The following is a 19,535-nucleotide window of genomic DNA, read 5'->3' on the forward strand; positions in this document are numbered from 1 at the left end:
TATTGATGTGTTTTTATCAGAGGTGAGTAATGGACTACATACAGAATATAAGAAAAAAAGTTGGGAAAGATAAAATTATTTTAAATTTTACCTGTGGAATATTAAGTCAATCAGGAAAAATTTTATTACAAAAACGAGCAGATAAAGGAACGTGGGGATTACCAGGTGGTGCTCTTGAATTAGGAGAATCGGCTTTAGAAGCTTTAGTGCGAGAGTTTTATGAAGAAACAGGAGTCGAAGTGAGGGTGGAAAAACTCTTAAATGTTTATACAAAATATTCAGACAGTTATCCGAATGGTGATGAGGCTCAAGTTCTTACAATCTTGTATTTAGTTTCATCTGAAACTTCTATCTCTACAAATTTTTTTACAAGTGATGAAACTTTAGAATTAGGATTTTTTGATCATAGTGACATACAAAATATTGCAATTGTAAACCAGCAGCATCAAGATATGATAAATGATTTTTTTGAAAATAAGTTCCCAATAGATAGATAAACTAACCACTGTATTTCTATTTTTTAGTAAATATATTTTATGAAAATGTAAGAAAAACACTTGACAAGCAACTTGGATAGCGTTATAATTATACAAAATTAACAGAGAGGTTGTTTATTTATGAAATCAAAAAAATGGATATTTGTTTTATGTAGCTTTCTTGCAAGTTTCTTCTTAGTGGCTTGCCAGTCGGATTCTAACGGTTCTCAGTCAGCTGTTGAGGCCATCAAGCAAAAGGGGAAATTAGTTGTGACGACCAGTCCAGACTATGCACCCTTTGAATTCCAATCCTTGGTTGATGGAAAAAACCAGGTAGTCGGTGCGGACATTGATATGGCCCAAGCTATCGCTGATGAACTTGGGGTGAAGTTGGAAATTTCAAGCATGAGTTTTGACAATGTCTTGACCAGTCTTCAAACTGGTAAGGCTGACCTAGCAGTTGCGGGAATTAGCGCTACTGATGAGAGAAAAGAAGTCTTTGATTTTTCAATCCCCTACTATGAAAACAAGATTAGTTTTTTGGTTCGTAAGTCCGATGTAGAAAAATACAAGGATTTAACTAGCCTTGAAAGTGCTAATATTGCGGCCCAAAAAGGAACTGTTCCAGAATCAATGGTCAAGGAACAATTGCCAAAAGCGCAATTAACTTCCCTAACCAATATGGGTGAAGCTGTTAATGAATTACAGGCTGGAAAAGTTGATGCTGTTCACATGGATGAGCCAGTTGCCCTTAGCTACGCTGCTAAAAACGCCGACCTAGCTGTCGCAACTGTCAGCTTGAAGATGAAGGACGGCGAAGCTAATGCAGTTGCCCTTAGAAAAAATAGTGCTGATTTAAAAGAAGTGGTAGACAAGGTCATCCAAAAACTCAAGGATGACGGCACTTACCAAAGCTATCTTGAAAAAGCAGCAAGCCTAACAGAAGTTGAACAATAAGAAAAAAGCAGAGTTGGAAGTCATTCCAATTCTGCTTTTAAATAGTTTAAAACCTTTTCCAGATTGTCTAAGGATACCTTGGCAAATTGGTAAGGACAGGCACCCAAGTAAGCCTCTTCAAAGAAATCCAAGCCCAGTTGGCTGTGTTTGAGACTAGCAATTTTAGGATACTGTCTCAGATCTAGCAATAAACTATCATGAAGCGGAAAGTGAGGAAGGGGACAAGGAGTGTTAGCTAGTCTTTCCTCGATTTGTTTTTGGTAGTCTTCCTGATTGGACAAGCGAGCTAGACGATTTTTCTCAAACAATTGACTGTCAATATAGAGTGACAGGGCCTTTTGCATGATGAGGTTGCTGTCGTAGTCTAGGATATTTTTGTAGGCCACAAAGGCTTCTTTGATAGCATTTGGAAGGATGAGTGCTGTTATCCGCAGGGCTGGAAAGAGGCTGGTTGAGAAGGACTTGATATAAATGACGCGCTCCTCTGTATCTAGATAGTGGAAGGTCTGACCCTTTTTAGAGTCCAAATCCCCCAGATAATCGTCCTCTACGATATAGACACCATACTTGGCAGCCAAGTCAAGAATAGCCCGTTTGTCCTGTTCTGAATAGGAATGCCCCAGAGGATAGTGAAAACGAGGAATGGTATAGAAAAACTTAATTTTTCCTGTTTTGAAGTGGCCTTTCAGTTCCTCCAAGTCAATCCCATCAATGCCTCGTTCAATCGTTTGATAGTCCAATCTCTGAGCAATCAAGAGGCGATTCATCCGATGGTAGGTCGGCTGTTCCACCAAGATTTCCTTTGCTTGGCTAGGAAAGGAAATTTGAGAAAGAATAAAAAGAGCTTGTTGGGTTCCAGAAGTCAGTACCAGTTGGTCAGCCTTGCAGTAGAGAGCTTGGTCAAAGAGGAGTTTATGAATGGATTGTCTTAAGTCTTCTAATCCTTCTTGGTTATCATAGTAGTTGAAGAGGTAGTTTTCCCGGCCAATCAAGGTTTCATTGACACAGAGTCGGAAATCGTCATAGGCGCTGGCGTGTTCATCGGTAACCTCGATTTCTAGGTCTTGATGTTGTCCTTGTTCTAGAACATAATAGCCACTCTGGGGTTTGGCATAGAGGTATTGTTCGTGCCGTAATTCCAACAGGGCTCGTTGGACAGTATCCTTGCTACAGTGAAAGTCAAGGCTCAGTTGACGGATAGAAGGCAGGCGGCTACCCGTTGGAAAGCGTCCAGACTCGATACTATTTTTCAGATAAGCTACGACCTCTTGGTACTTGCTTTGTTTCTTCATTCCAGACCTCCCTTGATTTTGTTACATTGTACCTTTTTTTTTCTTCTTGGCAATGTCTAGTGTGATTCTCTCGTTCACATATAAAGCTAAATGTGGTATACTTAGGAGTAAGATTTATAGAATAACAGACAAGAAAGTGAATGGATAAGAACGTGCAGGAACCAGTGAAATTATTTCAATACAATACCCTTGGAGCCTTGATGGCTGGCCTTTATGGTGGTACCATGACAGTAGGAGAATTGCTGGAGCATGGTGACCTTGGCTTGGGAACCTTGGATTCTATTGATGGGGAATTGATTGTTTTGGATGGTAAGGCTTATCAGGCCAAAGGCTCAGGAGAGCAACCAGAAATTGTAGAAGTATCACCCGATGCCCTTATTCCTTACGCAGCAGTGGTCCCGCATCAGGCCGAGGTTATTTTCCGCCAGCGCTTTGAGATGACAGACAAGGAATTGGAAGAGCGAATCGAGTCTTATTATGATGGGGAAAATCTTTTCCGCTCCATCAAGATTCGTGGGGAATTTTCGCATATGCATGTGCGCATGATTCCCAAGTCGACACCAGATACCAAGTTTGCTGAGGTCGCAACCCATCAGCCTGAATATCGTCGAGACAATGTGGCAGGGACCATCGTTGGTTTCTGGACGCCAGAGATTTTCCATGGGGTTAGTGTGGCAGGTTACCATCTGCACTTCATTTCAGATGACTTGACCTTCGGTGGACATGTCATGGACTTTGTCATCAAGGAAGGTATTATCGAGGTGGGAGCGGTTGACCAGTTGGACCAACGTTTCCCAGTCCAAGACCGTCAATATTTGTTTGCTAAGTTCAATGTTGACGAGATGAAAAAAGATATTGAAAAGGCAGAATAGGAGAAGAAAATGACCATTCATATTATCATTACCATGGTGCTGTTGCTGGCTTTCTTGATAGGGAGCATTTGGTATGCCAAAAAGAAATACCAGATCAATCTAGCTGTCTTGGGCTTGGGGGCTGTAGCTTTCTTTGTCTCTTCACAGATTTTGGAAAAACTGGTACATGTTTTGGTTTTGCACCCTCAAAAAGACGGTAGTATTGCCCTCTTGCAGGACCATCCACTTCTCTATATTATATATGGATTAGCCATGGCAGCCCTTTTTGAGGAAACTGCTCGTCTTGTTTTCTTCAAATGGTTGGAGAAAAAGAGAAGTTTGGAAAAGGCAGATGCCTTGGCCTATGGGCTGGGGCATGGTGGCTTGGAATTGATTTTTCTTGGTATCACCAGTTTGCTCAATCTCTATTTCGTGCTTTCAGCAGTTCAAACGCAGAATCCACAGGTTATGAAATTACTGTCTGAAAATATGTTGAAAACTATCCAGTCACTGTCTGTCTGGCAGATTTATTTGCTTGGTTTTGAACGGATTTTGGCTCTAGGATTCCAATTGTTTTTGACAGTTTGGGTTTATCAGGCTGTTCGCCAGAAGAAATGGACATATCTCCTAGCAGCCTATGGTCTACATGCCTTCTTTGACCTAGCACCATCTCTAGCCCAAGTTGGTTGGCTGACAAATCCTGTCTTGGTTGAAGTTATTCTACTTGTTGAACTTATCCTAGTTGCCTATGTAACTAAGAATATATTTTGTAAAAAATCATAAAAAGAGGGGAAACCTCTTTTTTTGTTTAAAATAAGCCCAAGATTTTTTTAGGGTCGTCAAATGGTCTTAAAAATGGTATAATGGAATGAATTTTGTAAAAGGAAGAGTGTCATGTCAGTAAAAGAAAAAATGCTTGAAATCTTAGAAGGGATTGATATCCGTTTCAAGGAACCCTTGCATAGCTATAGTTATACAAAAGTAGGTGGAGAGGCCGATTATTTGGTCTTTCCACGAAATCGTTTTGAGTTGGCGCGCGTTGTTAAATTTGCTAATCAAGAAAATATTCCTTGGATGGTTCTTGGAAATGCCAGCAACATCATCGTTCGTGATGGTGGGATTCGTGGATTTGTCATCTTGTGTGACAAGCTCAATCATGTTTCCGTTGATGGCTATACCATTGAAGCTGAAGCTGGTGCTAACTTGATTGAAACAACTCGCATTGCGCTTCGTCATAGTTTGACTGGTTTTGAGTTTGCTTGTGGCATTCCAGGAAGCGTTGGCGGTGCTGTCTTTATGAATGCGGGTGCCTATGGTGGCGAAATTGCTCACATCTTACAGTCTTGTAAGGTCTTGACCAAGGATGGAGAAATCGAGACCCTGTATGCAAAAGACTTGGCTTTCGGTTACCGCCATTCAGCCATTCAGGACTCTGGTGCAGTTGTCTTATCAGCTAAATTTGCCCTTGCTCCAGGAAGCAATCAGGTTATCAAGCAAGAAATGGATCGTTTGACGCATCTACGTGAACTCAAGCAACCTTTAGAATATCCATCTTGTGGTTCGGTCTTTAAGCGTCCTGTTGGTCATTTTGCAGGTCAATTAATTTCAGAAGCTGGCTTGAAAGGCTATCGTATCGGTGGTGTTGAAGTGTCTGAAAAGCACGCAGGATTTATGATCAATGTTGCTGACGGAACGGCTAAAGATTACGAGGACTTGATTGAGTCTGTTATCGAAAAAGTCAAGGAACACTCTGGCGTTACTCTTGAGAGAGAAGTCCGTATTTTAGGTGAAAGCAAGTAGGAAGCTTTAGCTAAAAAGCTGCTGCTATGTCATGGAAAGGGGGTGAAAGCCTATCGTCAGTGCAGAAGAATGTAGGCAGTTCAATCTCCTACACGAGGTAGTAGCGGTCTGACAGAGCCCTGATCTGTTAATCTATGAAAAAGAAGGAATAAATGACAATTGAAAAAACCAATTATTGAATTCAAAAACGTCTCTAAAGTTTTTGAAGACAGCAACACCAAGGTTCTCAAAGACATCAACTTTGAGTTGGAAGAAGGGAAATTCTATACCCTTCTAGGCGCATCTGGTTCAGGGAAATCAACTATCCTTAACATCATTGCAGGTTTACTGGATGCGACGACAGGAGATATTTTGCTGGATGGTGTCCGTATCAATGACATCCCAACCAACAAGCGAGACGTCCATACGGTCTTCCAATCCTATGCCTTGTTTCCACATATGAATGTGTTTGAAAATGTTGCTTTTCCACTCCGCTTGCGCAAGATTGACAAGAAAGAAATCGAGAAACGCGTAGCGGAAGTTCTCAAGATGGTTCAGTTGGAAGGGTATGAAAAACGTTCCATCCGTAAACTCTCTGGAGGACAACGTCAGCGTGTTGCCATTGCCCGTGCCATCATCAACCAACCTCGTGTGGTTTTGTTGGACGAGCCTTTGTCAGCGTTGGACTTAAAATTACGAACAGACATGCAGTACGAACTGCGTGAACTGCAACAACGATTGGGCATTACCTTTGTCTTTGTCACTCACGATCAGGAAGAAGCCCTTGCCATGAGTGACTGGATTTTTGTTATGAACGATGGTGAGATTGTCCAGTCAGGAACACCTGTGGACATCTACGATGAGCCAATTAACCATTTTGTTGCCACCTTTATCGGTGAGTCAAATATCTTGCCAGGAACCATGATTGAGGACTACTTGGTTGAGTTTAACGGCAAACGCTTTGAAGCGGTCGATGGAGGGATGAAGCCAAATGAACCTGTTGAGGTCGTGATTCGTCCAGAGGACTTGCGGATTACCCTTCCTGAAGAAGGCAAGCTCCAAGTTAAGGTGGATACCCAGCTCTTCCGTGGAGTTCACTATGAAATTATCGCCTATGACGAACTTGGGAATGAATGGATGATCCACTCAACTCGTAAGGCTATCGTTGGTGAGGAAATCGGTCTGGACTTTGAACCAGAAGACATCCACATCATGCGCCTCAACGAAACCGAAGAAGAGTTCGATGCTCGTATCGAAGAATACGTAGAAATTGAAGAGCAAGAAGCAGGTTTGATCAATGCAATCGAGGAGGAAAGAGATGAAGAAAACAAGCTCTAAACTCTTTGTAGTGCCCTACATGCTTTGGATTGCCCTCTTTGTCCTGGCACCCTTGGTCTTGATTTTCGGTCAATCCTTTTTCAATATCGAAGGCCAGTTCAGTTTAGAAAATTATAAGTCCTACTTTGCGTCACAAAACTTGACCTATCTCAAAATGAGTTTCAACTCTGTACTCTATGCAGGAATTGTGACCTTTGTGACCTTGCTTATCAGTTATCCAACAGCCCTCTTTTTGACCCGTCTCAAGCACCGTCAACTCTGGCTCATGCTGATTATCCTGCCAACTTGGATTAATTTGCTCCTTAAAGCCTATGCCTTTATTGGGATTTTTGGTCAAAATGGCTCTATTAACCAATTCCTTGAATTTATCGGAATCGGTTCGCAACAGTTGCTCTTTACCGATTTCTCCTTTATCTTTGTCGCAAGCTACATCGAGCTTCCCTTTATGATATTGCCGATTTTCAATGTCTTGGACGATATGGATAACAACCTCATCAATGCCAGCTACGACCTCGGTGCGACCAAGTGGGAGACCTTCCGTCATGTCATCTTCCCTCTATCGATGAATGGTGTGCGAAGTGGAGTTCAGTCGGTCTTTATTCCAAGCTTGAGTCTCTTCATGCTGACCCGTTTGATTGGTGGGAACCGTGTTATTACGCTGGGAACGGCTATTGAGCAGAACTTCCTGACAAATGACAACTACGGTATGGGTTCTACCATCGGTGTGATTCTCATTCTGACCATGTTCATCACCATGTGGGTGACCAAGGAAAGGAGAGAACGATGAAAAAATTTGCCAACCTTTATCTGGGACTGGTCTTTCTTGTCCTCTACCTGCCGATTTTTTACTTGATTGGCTACGCCTTTAATGCAGGCAACGACATGAACAGCTTTACAGGCTTTAGCTTGAGCCATTTTAAAACCATGTTTGGCGATGGTCGCCTTATGTTAATTGTGACCCAGACCTTTTTCTTGGCCTTTCTGTCAGCATTGATAGCGACCATTATCGGGACTTTTGGAGCTATTTACATTTACCAGTCTCGTAAGAAATACCAAGAAGCTTTTCTATCACTCAATAATATCCTCATGGTTGCGCCTGACGTTATGATTGGTGCCAGCTTCTTGATTCTCTTTACCCAACTCAAGTTTTCACTTGGCTTTTTGACCGTTCTATCTAGTCATGTGGCCTTCTCGATTCCTATCGTGGTCTTGATGGTCTTGCCTCGACTCAAGGAAATGAACGGTGACATGATTCATGCGGCCTATGACCTTGGTGCCAGTCAATTTCAGATGTTCAAGGAAATCATGCTTCCTTACCTGACTCCGTCTATCATTGCAGGTTACTTCATGGCCTTCACCTATTCGCTAGATGACTTTGCCGTGACCTTCTTTGTAACGGGAAATGGCTTTTCAACCCTGTCAGTCGAGATTTATTCTCGTGCTCGCAAAGGGATTTCGCTAGAAATCAATGCCCTGTCTGCCCTCGTCTTTCTCTTTAGTATTATCCTAGTTGTTGGATATTACTTTATCTCACGTGAGAAGGAGGAGCAAGCATGAAAAAACTCTATTCATTTTTAGCAGGAATTGTAGCCATTATTCTGGTCTTGTGGGGAATTGCGACTCATCTAGACAGTAAAATCAATAGCCGAGATAGTCAAAAATTGGTTATCTATAACTGGGGAGACTATATTGATCCTGAACTCTTGACTCAGTTTACAGAAGAGACAGGAATCCAAGTCCAGTATGAGACCTTTGACTCCAACGAAGCCATGTATACCAAGATCAAGCAGGGTGGAACGACCTACGATATTGCCATCCCAAGTGAATACATGATCAACAAGATGAAGGACGAAGACCTCTTAGTACCGCTTGACTATTCAAAACTTGAAGGTCTTGAAAATATCGGACCAGAGTTCCTCAACCAGTCCTTTGACCCAGGCAATAAATTCTCCATTCCTTACTTCTGGGGAACACTGGGAATTGTCTACAATGAAACCATGGTCGATCAAGCGCCTGAGCATTGGGATGACCTCTGGAAGCCAGAGTATAAGAACTCCATCATGCTCTTTGATGGGGCGCGTGAGGTGCTGGGGTTAGGTCTCAACTCTCTGGGTTATAGCCTCAACTCAAAGGATACCCAGCAGTTGGAAGAGACAGTAGACAAACTCTACAAATTGACTCCAAATATCAAGGCTATCGTTGCAGACGAGATGAAGGGATACATGATTCAGAACAACGCTGCTATCGGCGTGACCTTCTCTGGTGAAGCTAGCCAAATGCTAGAAAAAAATGAAAATCTACGCTATGTGGTACCAACTGAGGCCAGCAACCTTTGGTTTGACAATATGGTTATACCAAAAACAGTCAAAAACCAAGGCGCAGCCTATGCCTTTATCAACTTTATGTTGAAACCTGAAAATGCTCTCAAAAATGCGGAGTATGTCGGCTATTCAACACCAAACCTACCAGCTAAGGAATTGCTACCAGAGGAGAAAAAAGAAGACAAGGCCTTCTATCCAGATGCTGAAACCATGAAACACCTAGAAGTTTATGAGAAATTTGACCATAAATGGACAGGTAAATACAGCGACCTCTTCCTACAATTTAAAATGTATCGGAAGTAGGAGTTAGCAGTCACGAAACGAATCAGTCAAGCTGGTTCGTTTTTTATGTAAAAGGCAATTTTTACAACCTTATCTTTTTCTATTCTGGTTGCTTATTTTTTAGCCTAGTAGTATACTAATCTTAACCTTACAGAAAGCGGTAACAAAAAATGAAGATATCTACTTTTTCAAAAAAAGTTATTGGCCAACCTTTTTGATTGTTGACGAAACAATTATACTATTCCATTTAAAGGATGGCTTGGATCGACAATACCTAACAACTGATTCCATACATTTGGTGATAGGGTTCTTTATATTTGCAAATATTTTCGTAGCTATCTTTAACAATTCAAAACTTTGGAATAAAAGTTGGGATAAAAAGAGTGATAGCAGTAAGAAAAAATATATTCTGAAAAAGTAATCTGAGATGTAGGTAATGGGTTATTTAAATGGGAATCATTTCCAGTTGACGCAAGCTTAAAAAAACGTTATAATAAGAAAGTTGAGAATTGATTTTCAATCATCTTAGTCCAGAGAAATGGCGGTGCTGCGAGCCATCTAAGCTAGAAAGTCATGCTACTCAATTTAACAATTGCATAAGAACAAGAGAATGACAAGTTCATTGAATGAAGGTGGTACCGCGGTTTTTCGCCCTTCGTGATATGAGCTTGTCTTTTGATTTTTGGAGGTGTTGATGAAAACATTTCTTGTCAAACAAAAGTTTCGTCTTGGAGGCGAACGTTTCGCTATCAAGGATGACAGGGGAGAAATCGCCTATCAGGTGGAGGGATCGTTTTTTAAGATTCCTAAAACCTTTACCATCTATGATGCCTATGGTGAACAGGTCAGTCAGATCAGTAAAGAAATCTTGACCTTGCTTCCTCGTTTTGAGATTCAGCTTCGGGATGGCTCGAGTTTTGTCATTCGTAAGAAGTTGACCTTCTGGCGAGATAAGTATGAGTTTGATAATCTGGGTCTTCGTATCGAGGGCAATATCTGGGATTTGAATTTCAAATTGCTGGATGATCGTGATCAGATGATTGCAGAAATTAAGAAGGAACTCTTCCATCTGACCTCTACCTATACCGTAACGGTTCTTGAGGACTCTTATGCAGACCTAGTCATTTCCCTCTGTGTCGCGATTGACTATGTGGAAATGCTGGAAAGCCAATCACATTAAACAAGTAAATAAGGAGACAATATGAAACAACTATCTAGTGCACAAGTACGCCAAATGTGGCTTGATTTCTGGGCGACCAAAGGTCACTCTGTAGAACCATCAGTAAGTTTGGTTCCTGTAAATGACCCAACTCTTTTGTGGATCAATTCTGGGGTAGCAACCCTTAAGAAATACTTTGACGGGACCATCATTCCTGAAAATCCGCGTATTACCAATGCCCAAAAGGCTATCCGTACCAACGATATTGAAAACGTAGGGAAGACTGCACGTCACCATACTATGTTTGAAATGTTGGGGAACTTTTCTATCGGGGATTACTTCCGTGATGAGGCCATTACTTGGGCTTATGAGCTTTTGACAAGCCCAGAATGGTTTGATTTCCCAGCGGAAAAACTTTACATGACCTACTATCCAGACGATAAAGATTCTTACAACCGCTGGATTGCAGTAGGAGTGGACCCAAGCCACTTGATTCCAATCGAGGATAATTTCTGGGAAATCGGTGCGGGACCTTCTGGACCTGATACAGAAATTTTCTTTGACCGTGGAGAAGCCTTTGACCCAGAAAATATCGGTCTTCGCCTTCTTGCAGAAGATATCGAAAACGACCGTTATATCGAAATCTGGAACATCGTTTTGTCACAATTTAACGCAGATCCTGCTATTCCTCGTAGTGAGTACAAGGAATTGCCACACAAAAACATTGATACGGGCGCTGGCTTGGAGCGTTTGGTAGCGGTTATCCAAGGGGCTAAGACAAACTTTGAAACCGACCTCTTCATGCCAATCATTCGTGAAGTGGAGAAATTGTCTGGTAAGGTCTATGACCAAGATGGCGATAACATGAGCTTTAAGGTCATCGCTGACCACATCCGTTCTCTTTCATTTGCCATTGGGGATGGTGCCCTTCCAGGAAATGAAGGTCGTGGTTACGTCCTTCGCCGTCTTCTCCGTCGTGCTTCTATGCATGGTCAAAAATTGGGCATCAACGAGCCTTTCCTTTACAAACTCGTTCCAACTGTTGGAAAAATCATGGAAAGCTACTACCCAGAAGTGCTTGAAAAACGTGACTTTATTGAGAAAATCGTTAAGAGCGAGGAAGAGTCATTTGCCCGTACCCTTCACTCAGGTCAACACTTTGCCCAAGGCATCGTAGCAGACTTGAAAGAAAAAGGTCAATCTGTCATTGCTGGTTCAGATGTCTTCAAACTTTATGATACTTATGGATTCCCAGTTGAATTGACTGAAGAAATCGCTGAAGAAGCTGGGATGACTGTAGACCGTGAAGGATTTGAAGCAGCCATGAAAGAACAGCAGGAACGTGCGCGTGCCTCAGCTGTCAAAGGTGGTTCAATGGGTATGCAAAATGAAACCCTTCAAAACATCACTGTAGAAAGTGTCTTCAACTATAATGCTAGCCAATTGTCTTCTAAATTGGTAGCTATCGTGGCTGACAATGCAGAAGTAGAAGCTGTAGCAGAAGGAACTGCATCACTGATCTTTGCGGAAACGCCATTCTATGCTGAAATGGGTGGACAAGTAGCTGACCACGGACAAATCTTGGATGGGTCAGGCAAGGTTGTAGCTACTGTGACAAATGTTCAGAAAGCACCAAACGGACAAGCCCTTCATACAGTTGAAGTTCTTGCACCGCTTGCCTTGAACCAAGAATATACCTTGGCAATTGATACAAATCGTCGTCACCGTGTTATGAAAAACCACACTGCGACTCACTTGCTTCACGCTGCCCTTCATAATATCCTTGGGAATCACGCAACACAAGCAGGATCTCTTAACGAAGTTGAATTCCTTCGCTTTGACTTTACCCACTTCCAAGCAGTGACTGCTGAAGAATTGCGTGCGATTGAACAGCAAGTCAACGAGAAAATCTGGGAAGCTCTTGAAGTGAAGACAGTTGAAACGGATATTGACACTGCCAAAGAAATGGGAGCTATGGCCCTCTTTGGTGAGAAATACGGTAAGGAAGTCCGTGTTGTTACTATCGGTGACTACTCTATCGAGCTTTGTGGTGGTACCCACGTTGGTAACACTTCTGAAATTGGTCTCTTCAAGATTGTCAAAGAAGAAGGGATTGGATCAGGAACTCGCCGTATCTTGGCAGTGACTGGTAAGGAAGCCTTTGAAGCCTACCGCGAACAAGAAGATGCTCTTAAAGCTGTCGCAGCAACCTTGAAAGCACCTCAACTTAAAGAAGTCCCTCATAAGGTAGAAGGACTTCAAGAACAACTTCGTCAACTTCAAAAAGAAAATGCTGAATTGAAAGAAAAAGCCGCAGCTGCAGCCGCAGGCGATATCTTCAAGGATGTGAAGGAAGTCAATGGTCACCGTTACATTGCTAGCCAAGTATCTGTATCTGACGCTGGTGCCCTTCGTACTTTTGCGGATAACTGGAAACAAAAAGACTACTCTGATCTTCTTGTCCTAGTTGCTGCTATCGGTGACAAAGTCAATGTCCTTGTAGCAAGCAAGACAAAAGACCTTCATGCAGGAAACCTTGTCAAAGAATTAGCACCAATCGTCGATGGACGTGGTGGAGGTAAACCAGACATGGCCATGGCAGGAGGAAGCAATCAAGCTAAAATCCAAGAATTGTTGGATGCCGTAGCAGGTAAATTGTAAGAAAACAAAGATCTATCCATTTGGGTAGGTCTTTTTGTGAATACAAAAAAACCAAATCCGCTTGGATCTGGCTTGATGATTATAAGCTATTAGATAGTATTGGCTGCCCAGACACTTACCGAAGCAGCTGAGACTGGAAATTGTCCATAACCTTCCTCATCGATGATAACTTGAGCTTGGTGGTTTTCAAGTAGATCTACAAAGGTTTGGTTAGCCCATTCTTGGCCGATAAACATTGATTTGCTGTTTTCTTGGTCATTTGAGATGAGAACTGCGATTGGGGATTGATTTTCAGCACCTGAACGTACCCAACCGATACAGTTAGGATCATCAAAGTAGTCATTTTGTTCTCCATAGGCCAAATCTTTTCGGATGGCTAGGAGGCGGTCAAGGACTTCTTTGAAATCTTGTTGAGCATACTGCCCTGAAATCCCATAGTAGTCTCCGTAAAAGACACATGGAAGTCCATTTTGGCGTAATAGAATGAGGGCATAGGCTGCTGGTTTGAACCATTCTTCAACAGTAGACTCAAGAGCCTGACCACGTTGGGTATCGTGGTTGTCGACAAAAGTCACAGCCTTGTCAGGTTTGAGTTCAACCAAGCTATCTGTGAAAATACCACGAAGGTCATAGCTTGCGCCAGCTTGACTGGCTTCAAAGAGATTCTGGTGGAGACGAACATCGACAAGGTCAAAACGTTCTTCCGTTTTTTCAAGATAGTCTAGGTTAGCTTCCTTGTCAGGATTCCAAAATTCACCAAAAACATAGAAATCCTCACCGTATTTTTCCTTCATATCGCGGATGAAATTGCCCATAAAGAAAGAATCGATATGTTTGACGGCATCCAAGCGGAAACCAGCTACACCAGTCGTTTCCATGAACCAGTCAGCCCAGTCATAGATATTTTGGATGACTTCAGGATGTTTAAAGTCTAGGTCGGCATACATGAGGTAGTCATAGTTACCGTTTTCATTATCGACTAATTCCTCATTTGCCCACCCCTTGTTGTCTCCTTGAATCAGATAAATGCCAGACTTGCGGCGTTTGGCATCATAGTCTGTACCGGTGAAGTGGTACCAGTGCCAGTGAAAGTCATTATAGGTATCTTGGCGACCATCGAAGGTAAAGCTAGTCCAGCCATTGATGGTGAAGGGTTCTCCGAGCTCGACTGTACGGTCAACCGGATCCACTTCGATGACTTGAAAGGCTTCCATGTGATCGGCAGCAGCCTTGTGATTGAGCACCACATCGGCCATAGGCTGGATCCCATGTGCTTTTAGTGCTTGAATGGCTTGAAGATAGTCTTCTTTGAAACCATACTTGGTGCGGACAGTCCCTTTCTGGTTGAACTCACCAAGGTCAAATAGGTCATAGACCCCATAGCCTACATCTTTTTCGTTGGTAGCTTTAAAAGCTGGTGGCATCCAGACATGGCTGATACCGAGATCGGCTAGGTGTGGAGTATCTTCAGCTAGACGCGTCCAGTGCTGGCCGTCGTGGGGCAGATACCATTCAAAGTATTGCATGAGTGTTTGATTTTGCATGATGTTTCCTCTTACTTGTCAATCTTGTTCTTTATTCTATCATAAAGTATTGGTTAGCTCAATCGTTTGCGTAAAACTGAATAATAAGTTTTTGACTATTTTATATAAAATGTTGATTTTTAAAATGAAAGCGCTATAATTATAGTAAATTACATAGATAAAGAGAGGAGATTTCTCATGATTGAATTTCAAAATGTTAGTAAGTTGTATGGTGATAAAGAGGCCTTGAGCAATCTCAATTTGCAGATTGAAAATGGAGAGATTATGGGCTTGATTGGCCATAATGGGGCTGGAAAATCGACCACTATAAAATCCTTAGTCAGTATCATTTCACCCAGCAGTGGTCGTATTTTGGTAGACGGTCAGGAGTTATCGGAAAATCGTTTAGCTATTAAACGAAAAATTGGCTACGTAGCAGACTCGCCTGATTTATTTTTGCGTTTAACGGCCAATGAATTTTGGGAATTGATCGCCTCATCCTATGATCTGACTAGCTCTGACTTGGAGACTAGTCTAGCTAGGCTATTGAACGTTTTTGATTTTGCTGAAAATCGTTATCAGGTTATTGAAACTCTTTCTCACGGAATGCGTCAGAAAGTCTTTGTCATCGGAGCACTCTTGTCTGATCCCGATATTTGGGTTTTGGATGAACCCTTGACTGGTTTGGATCCCCAGGCTGCCTTTGATTTGAAGCAGATGATGAAGGAGCATGCACAAAAAGGCAAGACGGTCTTGTTTTCAACCCATGTCCTAGAGGTAGCTGAGCAAGTCTGTGATCGGATTGCCATTTTGAAAAAGGGGCATTTGATTTATTGTGGTAGCGTAGAGGACTTGAGAAAAGGCCACCCAGACCAGTCTTTGGAAAGTATCTATCTTAGCCTTGCCGGTAGAAAAGAGGAGGTTGCGGATGCGTCTCAAAGTCATTAAAAAATTAGTTGATATCAATATCCTCTATTCATCTCAAGAAGCTAATCTGGCTAACCTACGAAAGCAGCAAGCTAAAAATCCTGGAAAAAAAGTAAATGTTTCCGCTAGAGTCCTAAGTTCTTACATTTTTTCCAGTCTCTTGATGCTTTTCATGTTTATAAATATAGCCTTTCGTTTTCCTTTTGAGGAAATGCCAAGTTTTTTTAGTAGCATGGTTGCTATTTTACTGGTGCTTGCCTTTTCAACTTCTTTCACTGCATTTTACAATGTCTTTTATGAGAGTAAGGATTTGGTATCGTATAGACCCTATGCCTTTAAAGAATCAGAGATTATAATCGCTAAAGGACTGTCTGTCCTCTTGCCAGCTCTGCCTGGAATTGTACCAATCCTAGCTTATTTTCTAGTCCTCTATATTAGGCTAGCTCCTTCTTTTTGGCTAGGCTTGCCTTTGATGCTACTGTCCTTGACCTTATTATTTGTCTCTGTTACTTTAGTGATGGTAGTGGCAGTACATTTCTTGGCTCAGACTAGGGTCTTCAGAAAGTATCAGTCTATTTTTTCGAATGTGATGATTGGGATAGGGGTTCTCATACCTTTAATATTTGTTTTCTTTCTACAGTCGACTTCTGGAGTTATAGTTGACAGAGTTAGAGACATTCCACCTCTTCTTTATCCTATTCATCTCTTTTACAAAATAGCAGTGGAGCCTTTTTCGATAGAAGCCATCCTGGGTCTGCTCGCTTGGATAGGACTAACTCTCTTCTTGCTTTACTTGAGTAAAAAGAAGGTTTTGCCTCGTTTTTATGATGTGATCCTACTTAATAGTGAGGAGAAGGTCAAAAAAGAACGTCGCAGCAAGGAGAGGATTTCAACTACTAAAAAAGGATTTTTCCGTATGGTTTTACGCTACCACCTCACCCTTTTGGGACAGGGGACTGGCGTGATTACAGTGCTTTTTACAAGTGCTTTCCTTCCTTATCTCATGATGATTGGTCTAATTTCCAAAATCCGAGATTCTCAGATAGTTCCAGATATTCATCCTCCATACTGGTTACCCTTGTTTTTTATAGGATTGTTTATAGCAGTTGTCAATAACAATATCACCAGCCTGCATTCAATTGCCTTGTCCTTGGAGAGGGAAAATGTTGATTTTCTTAAGAGTTTGCCCTTTGACTTTGCTCGTTATGTTAAAGTGAAATTTTGGATTATCTTTGCTGTCCAGTCCTTTTTACCAGTTCTGACTTTACTTGGCCTTTCTCTATATCTAGGCTTGCCCATCCTTTCGATGATTTACCTTCTTGTGGCATGGATCCTTGCCAGTGTCATCCTTTCCTGCCACCATTACTTTAAGGACGTGAAAAATCTGTCAACCAATTGGAGTAGCATTACGGACTTGGTGAACCGTTCAAATCGTATAGTAGCAATGGTTTTATTGTTTATTTATAGTGCAATCCTAATGGCCCTTGTAATAGGGAGCTTATTCTTGGTTCGGTCTCTCTCCTCTATCCTTGCCATTAGCTTGGGAGTAGGAGCTCTGATCCTTCTGCTTGGTCTTGCTATTTTTGGCTATCATTATTATCTATCACGCATATTGGCAGAAATAGAAAAAAGATGAGCTAGTTGATCGCTTGCTTGATAAATTTTTAAAAAGAAATGCTCCTCCACGATGGAAGAGCATCTTTTATTGTGATTTTGATTCGGTTTCTGCCGACTCTGGATGGAGTTCTTGGTAACTTGGAGCTTTGAAAAGGTCAGTACTGGTTTTACCTTGTCGTTGGCTAAAGAGACTGGTTGATTGACTTCCTTTTTCCTGCTCAATCTTTTGAAGAATTGGTAATGAATTGAGGTAAGAAATACTTTCTGTATCAACTTTTCCAAGATGATCTGCTTGGTAGAAACGTATCAAATCACCAGTTTGAATTTGGTCGCTGATTTTTAGCTGTTGGCTGGCTGCCTGCCGAACGATTTCTAGTTCAGTCTGAGCTTGTTCATCAAGATTACTGATTTCAAGACCGCTCTCAGTATAGTAGGTTCGTCCGTCGTAGCTGGTATATTTGGGTGTGACGAAGGAATTAGCAGTCCGAAAGGCAACGATTTCTTGATGGTCTGGTGATAGGAGGTCTTGCCCAACCTGAAGGAAGGAATTGGACTCAATACCAAGGAGGTGTTCGAGAGTTGGTAAGATATCGATTTGTCCACCGTAGGTATTGATGATTTGTCCTTTTTCATAGCCAGGCATGACCACCATAAAAGGCACTCGTTGCAACATGGCATTGTCGTAATTCGACCAGTTCTCAGAAGTCTTGCCAATCAAGGGAGCGAGGTCAGGATTGCGGGAGTTAGAAATTCCATAATGGTCTCCGTAGATGACGATGATGGATTTTTCATAGAGGCCGCTTTCTTTGAGATAGTCAAAGAAGGCCTTGATAGCACTATCCAGATAGTTAGCCGTTTGGAAGTAGCCGTTGATTGTTTCATCTTTGGTTTTAGCCAAGGGGAAACCAAGCTCATCGCCTGTCAGATTGCTAGCATAAGGATAGTGATTGGACACCGTGATATACTTGGCATAAAAAGGCTGCTGCAAGTGCTCTAGATATTGAATAGAATCTTTCATCATGATTTTATCATTTAAACCATATTGGAAAGAATTGCTACTGTCTTGCTTGGTAAAATAGGAAGCATCAAAGAAGTATTGGTAGCCCCATTGTTTGTAGGTTGTATTTCGGTTCCAGAAGGTCCCAATATTACCATGAAAGACTGCACTTGATTGGTAGCCATTTTTTGATAGGATAAAAGGCGCAGCCTGCTGGGTATTGGTACCTCCATAGTTGACCATGAAGGAACCTTGGTCAAGTCCAAACAAACCAGTCTCCAGCATGGTTTCCGCATCTGAGGTCTTACCAGCCTTGACTTGGTTAAAGATATTCGAAAAGGCTAGGGTTGATTGCGAATGGTAGAGTGAATTAAGGAAGGGAGTGACTTCATGCTCAGTTCCATCTATGTTGAGTTTATAGTCCAATAGGAACTGCTGAAAACTCTCCAAGTGGAGATAAATCACATTTTTCCCTTTGGCAAGGCCAGAATAGTCTGGATTAGGCTTAGCCGAATGTTCTTGGACATAATCTGTAATGGGTTGCAGGTCGGTCTCAGAGGCCTTGGCACGTTCTTTGTTGGCGCTATAGGATTGGTTGGCACTATAACCTAAAAAGGCTGGCAAACTAAGGGCACGAACAATATAATAATTAGAAAATCCTCGCGATAGGAGATCGGGACGTTCGATTTCAGCCAAGAAAAGATTAGCAGAAAAGAGCAGGGCTGAGAGAGCAGTGATAGCAACACTGGAGCGGAATTTGAAAGGTCTCCTATCCAGCTGGATGAGCTTCTTATAGAGAAGATAAGCCAGCAATGGGAAATCCATAAAATAGATGAAATCCCAAAAGCGCAGTAACTCTAGTTCGGCAGTACCAACAGACACCTTGCTGACCACTTTCATGGTATTGGCCGTGATAAAGTCACTAAATTCTCGATAGTAAAAGATATTGGAATAAAGCCAAATGAACAAAAGGCTATAAATAGCTATACTAAGGCCATAAAAGATCTTGGTTGAGCGAGCATAGAGGGCTAGAGCCAGCAGGAGGAGTCCCAAGGGAAGGGGATTGAAAAAGGCGATAAAGGCAAGGTAACTCCCTTGCAGCTTGCCCAATTGAATATCTAAATTAAAGTCAACGGCATAGGCTAATAAGGTTTTGAGCCAATAGAGGATTAAAAGGGTTAGGACAAAACCCAGTCTGGTACCCATGGCTTTTTGGATTTTGTTAAAATTGCTTTTCACACATTTACTTCCTAATTTTTTATTAGTATTAGTATACCATTTTTTAAAACTAGAGTAAAAAAGCAAGGGTAGTTTCTTTTTTGAGAATTGTCACAAAATTCGCTATAATAGGGACT

17 protein-coding genes are annotated in these 19,535 nt (G+C 41.9%); 14 read left to right on the top strand and 3 right to left on the bottom strand.

All coding sequences use genetic code 11. The features are described from left to right. The first annotated feature begins 29 nt into the window (after positions 1–29). Positions 30–497 carry an NUDIX domain-containing protein gene (locus QZ565_RS02735; RefSeq protein ID WP_295525216.1) on the top strand — a complete coding sequence of 156 codons (468 nt, stop codon included), beginning with the start codon at positions 30–32 and terminating at the stop codon, positions 495–497. Between the two features lie 120 nt (positions 498–617). Then, positions 618–1,433, top strand: coding sequence for an ABC transporter substrate-binding protein (locus QZ565_RS02740; protein WP_295525219.1), 816 nt, complete (start codon positions 618–620; stop codon positions 1,431–1,433). Positions 1,434–1,453: 20 nt separating this feature from the next. Here the strand turns inward: QZ565_RS02740 and QZ565_RS02745 are convergent, their stop codons facing one another. Beyond that, positions 1,454–2,725, bottom strand: a complete 1,272-nt coding sequence (locus tag QZ565_RS02745; protein ID WP_295525222.1) for a PLP-dependent aminotransferase family protein — start codon at positions 2,723–2,725, stop codon at positions 1,454–1,456. Between the two features lie 140 nt (positions 2,726–2,865). On the opposite strand from QZ565_RS02745, the gene budA reads away from it, so the two are divergent. The 10 genes from budA to alaS all read left to right on the top strand — a co-directional run bounded on the left by budA (position 2,866) and on the right by alaS (position 13,116). Beyond that, positions 2,866–3,597 (top strand): acetolactate decarboxylase, encoded by a 732-nt coding sequence (budA, locus tag QZ565_RS02750; protein WP_049516062.1) that lies wholly within the window; start codon positions 2,866–2,868, stop codon positions 3,595–3,597. Positions 3,598–3,606: 9 nt separating this feature from the next. After that, entirely contained in the window at positions 3,607–4,359 is a 753-nt protein-coding gene (locus tag QZ565_RS02755) for a YhfC family glutamic-type intramembrane protease (RefSeq protein WP_295525227.1), read from the top strand. 111 nt (positions 4,360–4,470) lie between these two features. Continuing rightward, the gene (gene murB, locus QZ565_RS02760) at positions 4,471–5,376 is read left to right on the top strand and encodes a UDP-N-acetylmuramate dehydrogenase (protein WP_295525230.1); all 906 of its coding nucleotides are present in this window, start codon (positions 4,471–4,473) and stop codon (positions 5,374–5,376) included. A 159-nt stretch (positions 5,377–5,535) separates the two neighbouring features. After that, a complete protein-coding gene (locus tag QZ565_RS02765) occupies positions 5,536–6,693 on the top strand; it encodes an ABC transporter ATP-binding protein (RefSeq protein ID WP_000742895.1) in 1,158 nt (385 codons plus the stop codon). Continuing rightward, positions 6,674–7,480 (top strand): ABC transporter permease, encoded by an 807-nt coding sequence (locus tag QZ565_RS02770; protein WP_000753801.1) that lies wholly within the window; start codon positions 6,674–6,676, stop codon positions 7,478–7,480. Before QZ565_RS02765 ends, QZ565_RS02770 begins: the two co-directional genes overlap by 20 nt. After that, positions 7,477–8,250, top strand: a complete 774-nt coding sequence (locus tag QZ565_RS02775; protein WP_000712740.1) for an ABC transporter permease subunit — start codon at positions 7,477–7,479, stop codon at positions 8,248–8,250. The genes QZ565_RS02770 and QZ565_RS02775 overlap by 4 nt, the downstream gene beginning before the upstream one ends. Then, complete coding sequence (locus QZ565_RS02780; protein WP_049502179.1) at positions 8,247–9,317, top strand: ABC transporter substrate-binding protein; 1,071 nt, start codon at positions 8,247–8,249, stop codon at positions 9,315–9,317. Before QZ565_RS02775 ends, QZ565_RS02780 begins: the two co-directional genes overlap by 4 nt. A gap of 157 nt (positions 9,318–9,474) precedes the next feature. After that, the gene (locus tag QZ565_RS02785) at positions 9,475–9,717 is read left to right on the top strand and encodes a hypothetical protein (protein WP_125443005.1); all 243 of its coding nucleotides are present in this window, start codon (positions 9,475–9,477) and stop codon (positions 9,715–9,717) included. Between the two features lie 273 nt (positions 9,718–9,990). After that, a complete protein-coding gene (locus QZ565_RS02790; protein WP_261028926.1) occupies positions 9,991–10,476 on the top strand; it encodes an LURP-one-related/scramblase family protein in 486 nt (161 codons plus the stop codon). Positions 10,477–10,497: 21 nt separating this feature from the next. Beyond that, positions 10,498–13,116 carry an alanine--tRNA ligase gene (gene alaS / locus QZ565_RS02795; RefSeq protein ID WP_295525245.1) on the top strand — a complete coding sequence of 873 codons (2,619 nt, stop codon included), beginning with the start codon at positions 10,498–10,500 and terminating at the stop codon, positions 13,114–13,116. 89 nt (positions 13,117–13,205) lie between these two features. Here alaS and QZ565_RS02800 read toward each other — a convergent pair whose 3' ends face one another. Beyond that, positions 13,206–14,660 carry an alpha-amylase gene (locus QZ565_RS02800; RefSeq protein WP_295525247.1) on the bottom strand — a complete coding sequence of 485 codons (1,455 nt, stop codon included), beginning with the start codon at positions 14,658–14,660 and terminating at the stop codon, positions 13,206–13,208. 177 nt (positions 14,661–14,837) lie between these two features. Between QZ565_RS02800 and QZ565_RS02805 the strand changes: the two genes are divergently transcribed. Together QZ565_RS02805 and QZ565_RS02810 are read left to right on the top strand one after the other, a co-directional pair. Continuing rightward, positions 14,838–15,587 (top strand): ABC transporter ATP-binding protein, encoded by a 750-nt coding sequence (locus QZ565_RS02805; RefSeq protein WP_295525250.1) that lies wholly within the window; start codon positions 14,838–14,840, stop codon positions 15,585–15,587. Beyond that, positions 15,568–17,202: a hypothetical protein gene (locus QZ565_RS02810; protein ID WP_295525253.1), complete on the top strand. Its 1,635-nt coding sequence runs from the start codon at positions 15,568–15,570 to the stop codon at positions 17,200–17,202. Before QZ565_RS02805 ends, QZ565_RS02810 begins: the two co-directional genes overlap by 20 nt. A gap of 66 nt (positions 17,203–17,268) precedes the next feature. Here QZ565_RS02810 and QZ565_RS02815 read toward each other — a convergent pair whose 3' ends face one another. Then, positions 17,269–19,386: an LTA synthase family protein gene (locus QZ565_RS02815; protein WP_295525259.1), complete on the bottom strand. Its 2,118-nt coding sequence runs from the start codon at positions 19,384–19,386 to the stop codon at positions 17,269–17,271. Positions 19,387–19,535 lie beyond the last annotated feature (149 nt).

Origin of the sequence: uncultured Streptococcus sp. (genome assembly GCF_915066115.1) — a bacterium.
Lineage (GTDB): Bacteria > Bacillota > Bacilli > Lactobacillales > Streptococcaceae > Streptococcus.

Excerpts from the sequence above, each read along its gene's own strand:
- QZ565_RS02735 (WP_295525216.1), top strand. The coding sequence starts at position 30 with ATGGACTACATACAGAATATAAGAAAAAAAGTTGGGAAAGATAAAATT.
- QZ565_RS02740 (WP_295525219.1), top strand. The coding sequence starts at position 618 with ATGAAATCAAAAAAATGGATATTTGTTTTATGTAGCTTTCTTGCAAGT.
- QZ565_RS02745 (WP_295525222.1), bottom strand. The coding sequence starts at position 2,725 with ATGAAGAAACAAAGCAAGTACCAAGAGGTCGTAGCTTATCTGAAAAAT.
- budA (WP_049516062.1), top strand. The coding sequence starts at position 2,866 with ATGGATAAGAACGTGCAGGAACCAGTGAAATTATTTCAATACAATACC.
- QZ565_RS02755 (WP_295525227.1), top strand. The coding sequence starts at position 3,607 with ATGACCATTCATATTATCATTACCATGGTGCTGTTGCTGGCTTTCTTG.
- murB (WP_295525230.1), top strand. The coding sequence starts at position 4,471 with ATGTCAGTAAAAGAAAAAATGCTTGAAATCTTAGAAGGGATTGATATC.
- QZ565_RS02770 (WP_000753801.1), top strand. The coding sequence starts at position 6,674 with ATGAAGAAAACAAGCTCTAAACTCTTTGTAGTGCCCTACATGCTTTGG.
- QZ565_RS02775 (WP_000712740.1), top strand. The coding sequence starts at position 7,477 with ATGAAAAAATTTGCCAACCTTTATCTGGGACTGGTCTTTCTTGTCCTC.
- QZ565_RS02780 (WP_049502179.1), top strand. The coding sequence starts at position 8,247 with ATGAAAAAACTCTATTCATTTTTAGCAGGAATTGTAGCCATTATTCTG.
- QZ565_RS02790 (WP_261028926.1), top strand. The coding sequence starts at position 9,991 with ATGAAAACATTTCTTGTCAAACAAAAGTTTCGTCTTGGAGGCGAACGT.
- alaS (WP_295525245.1), top strand. The coding sequence starts at position 10,498 with ATGAAACAACTATCTAGTGCACAAGTACGCCAAATGTGGCTTGATTTC.
- QZ565_RS02800 (WP_295525247.1), bottom strand. The coding sequence starts at position 14,660 with ATGCAAAATCAAACACTCATGCAATACTTTGAATGGTATCTGCCCCAC.
- QZ565_RS02805 (WP_295525250.1), top strand. The coding sequence starts at position 14,838 with ATGATTGAATTTCAAAATGTTAGTAAGTTGTATGGTGATAAAGAGGCC.
- QZ565_RS02810 (WP_295525253.1), top strand. The coding sequence starts at position 15,568 with ATGCGTCTCAAAGTCATTAAAAAATTAGTTGATATCAATATCCTCTAT.
- QZ565_RS02815 (WP_295525259.1), bottom strand. The coding sequence starts at position 19,386 with ATGGGTACCAGACTGGGTTTTGTCCTAACCCTTTTAATCCTCTATTGG.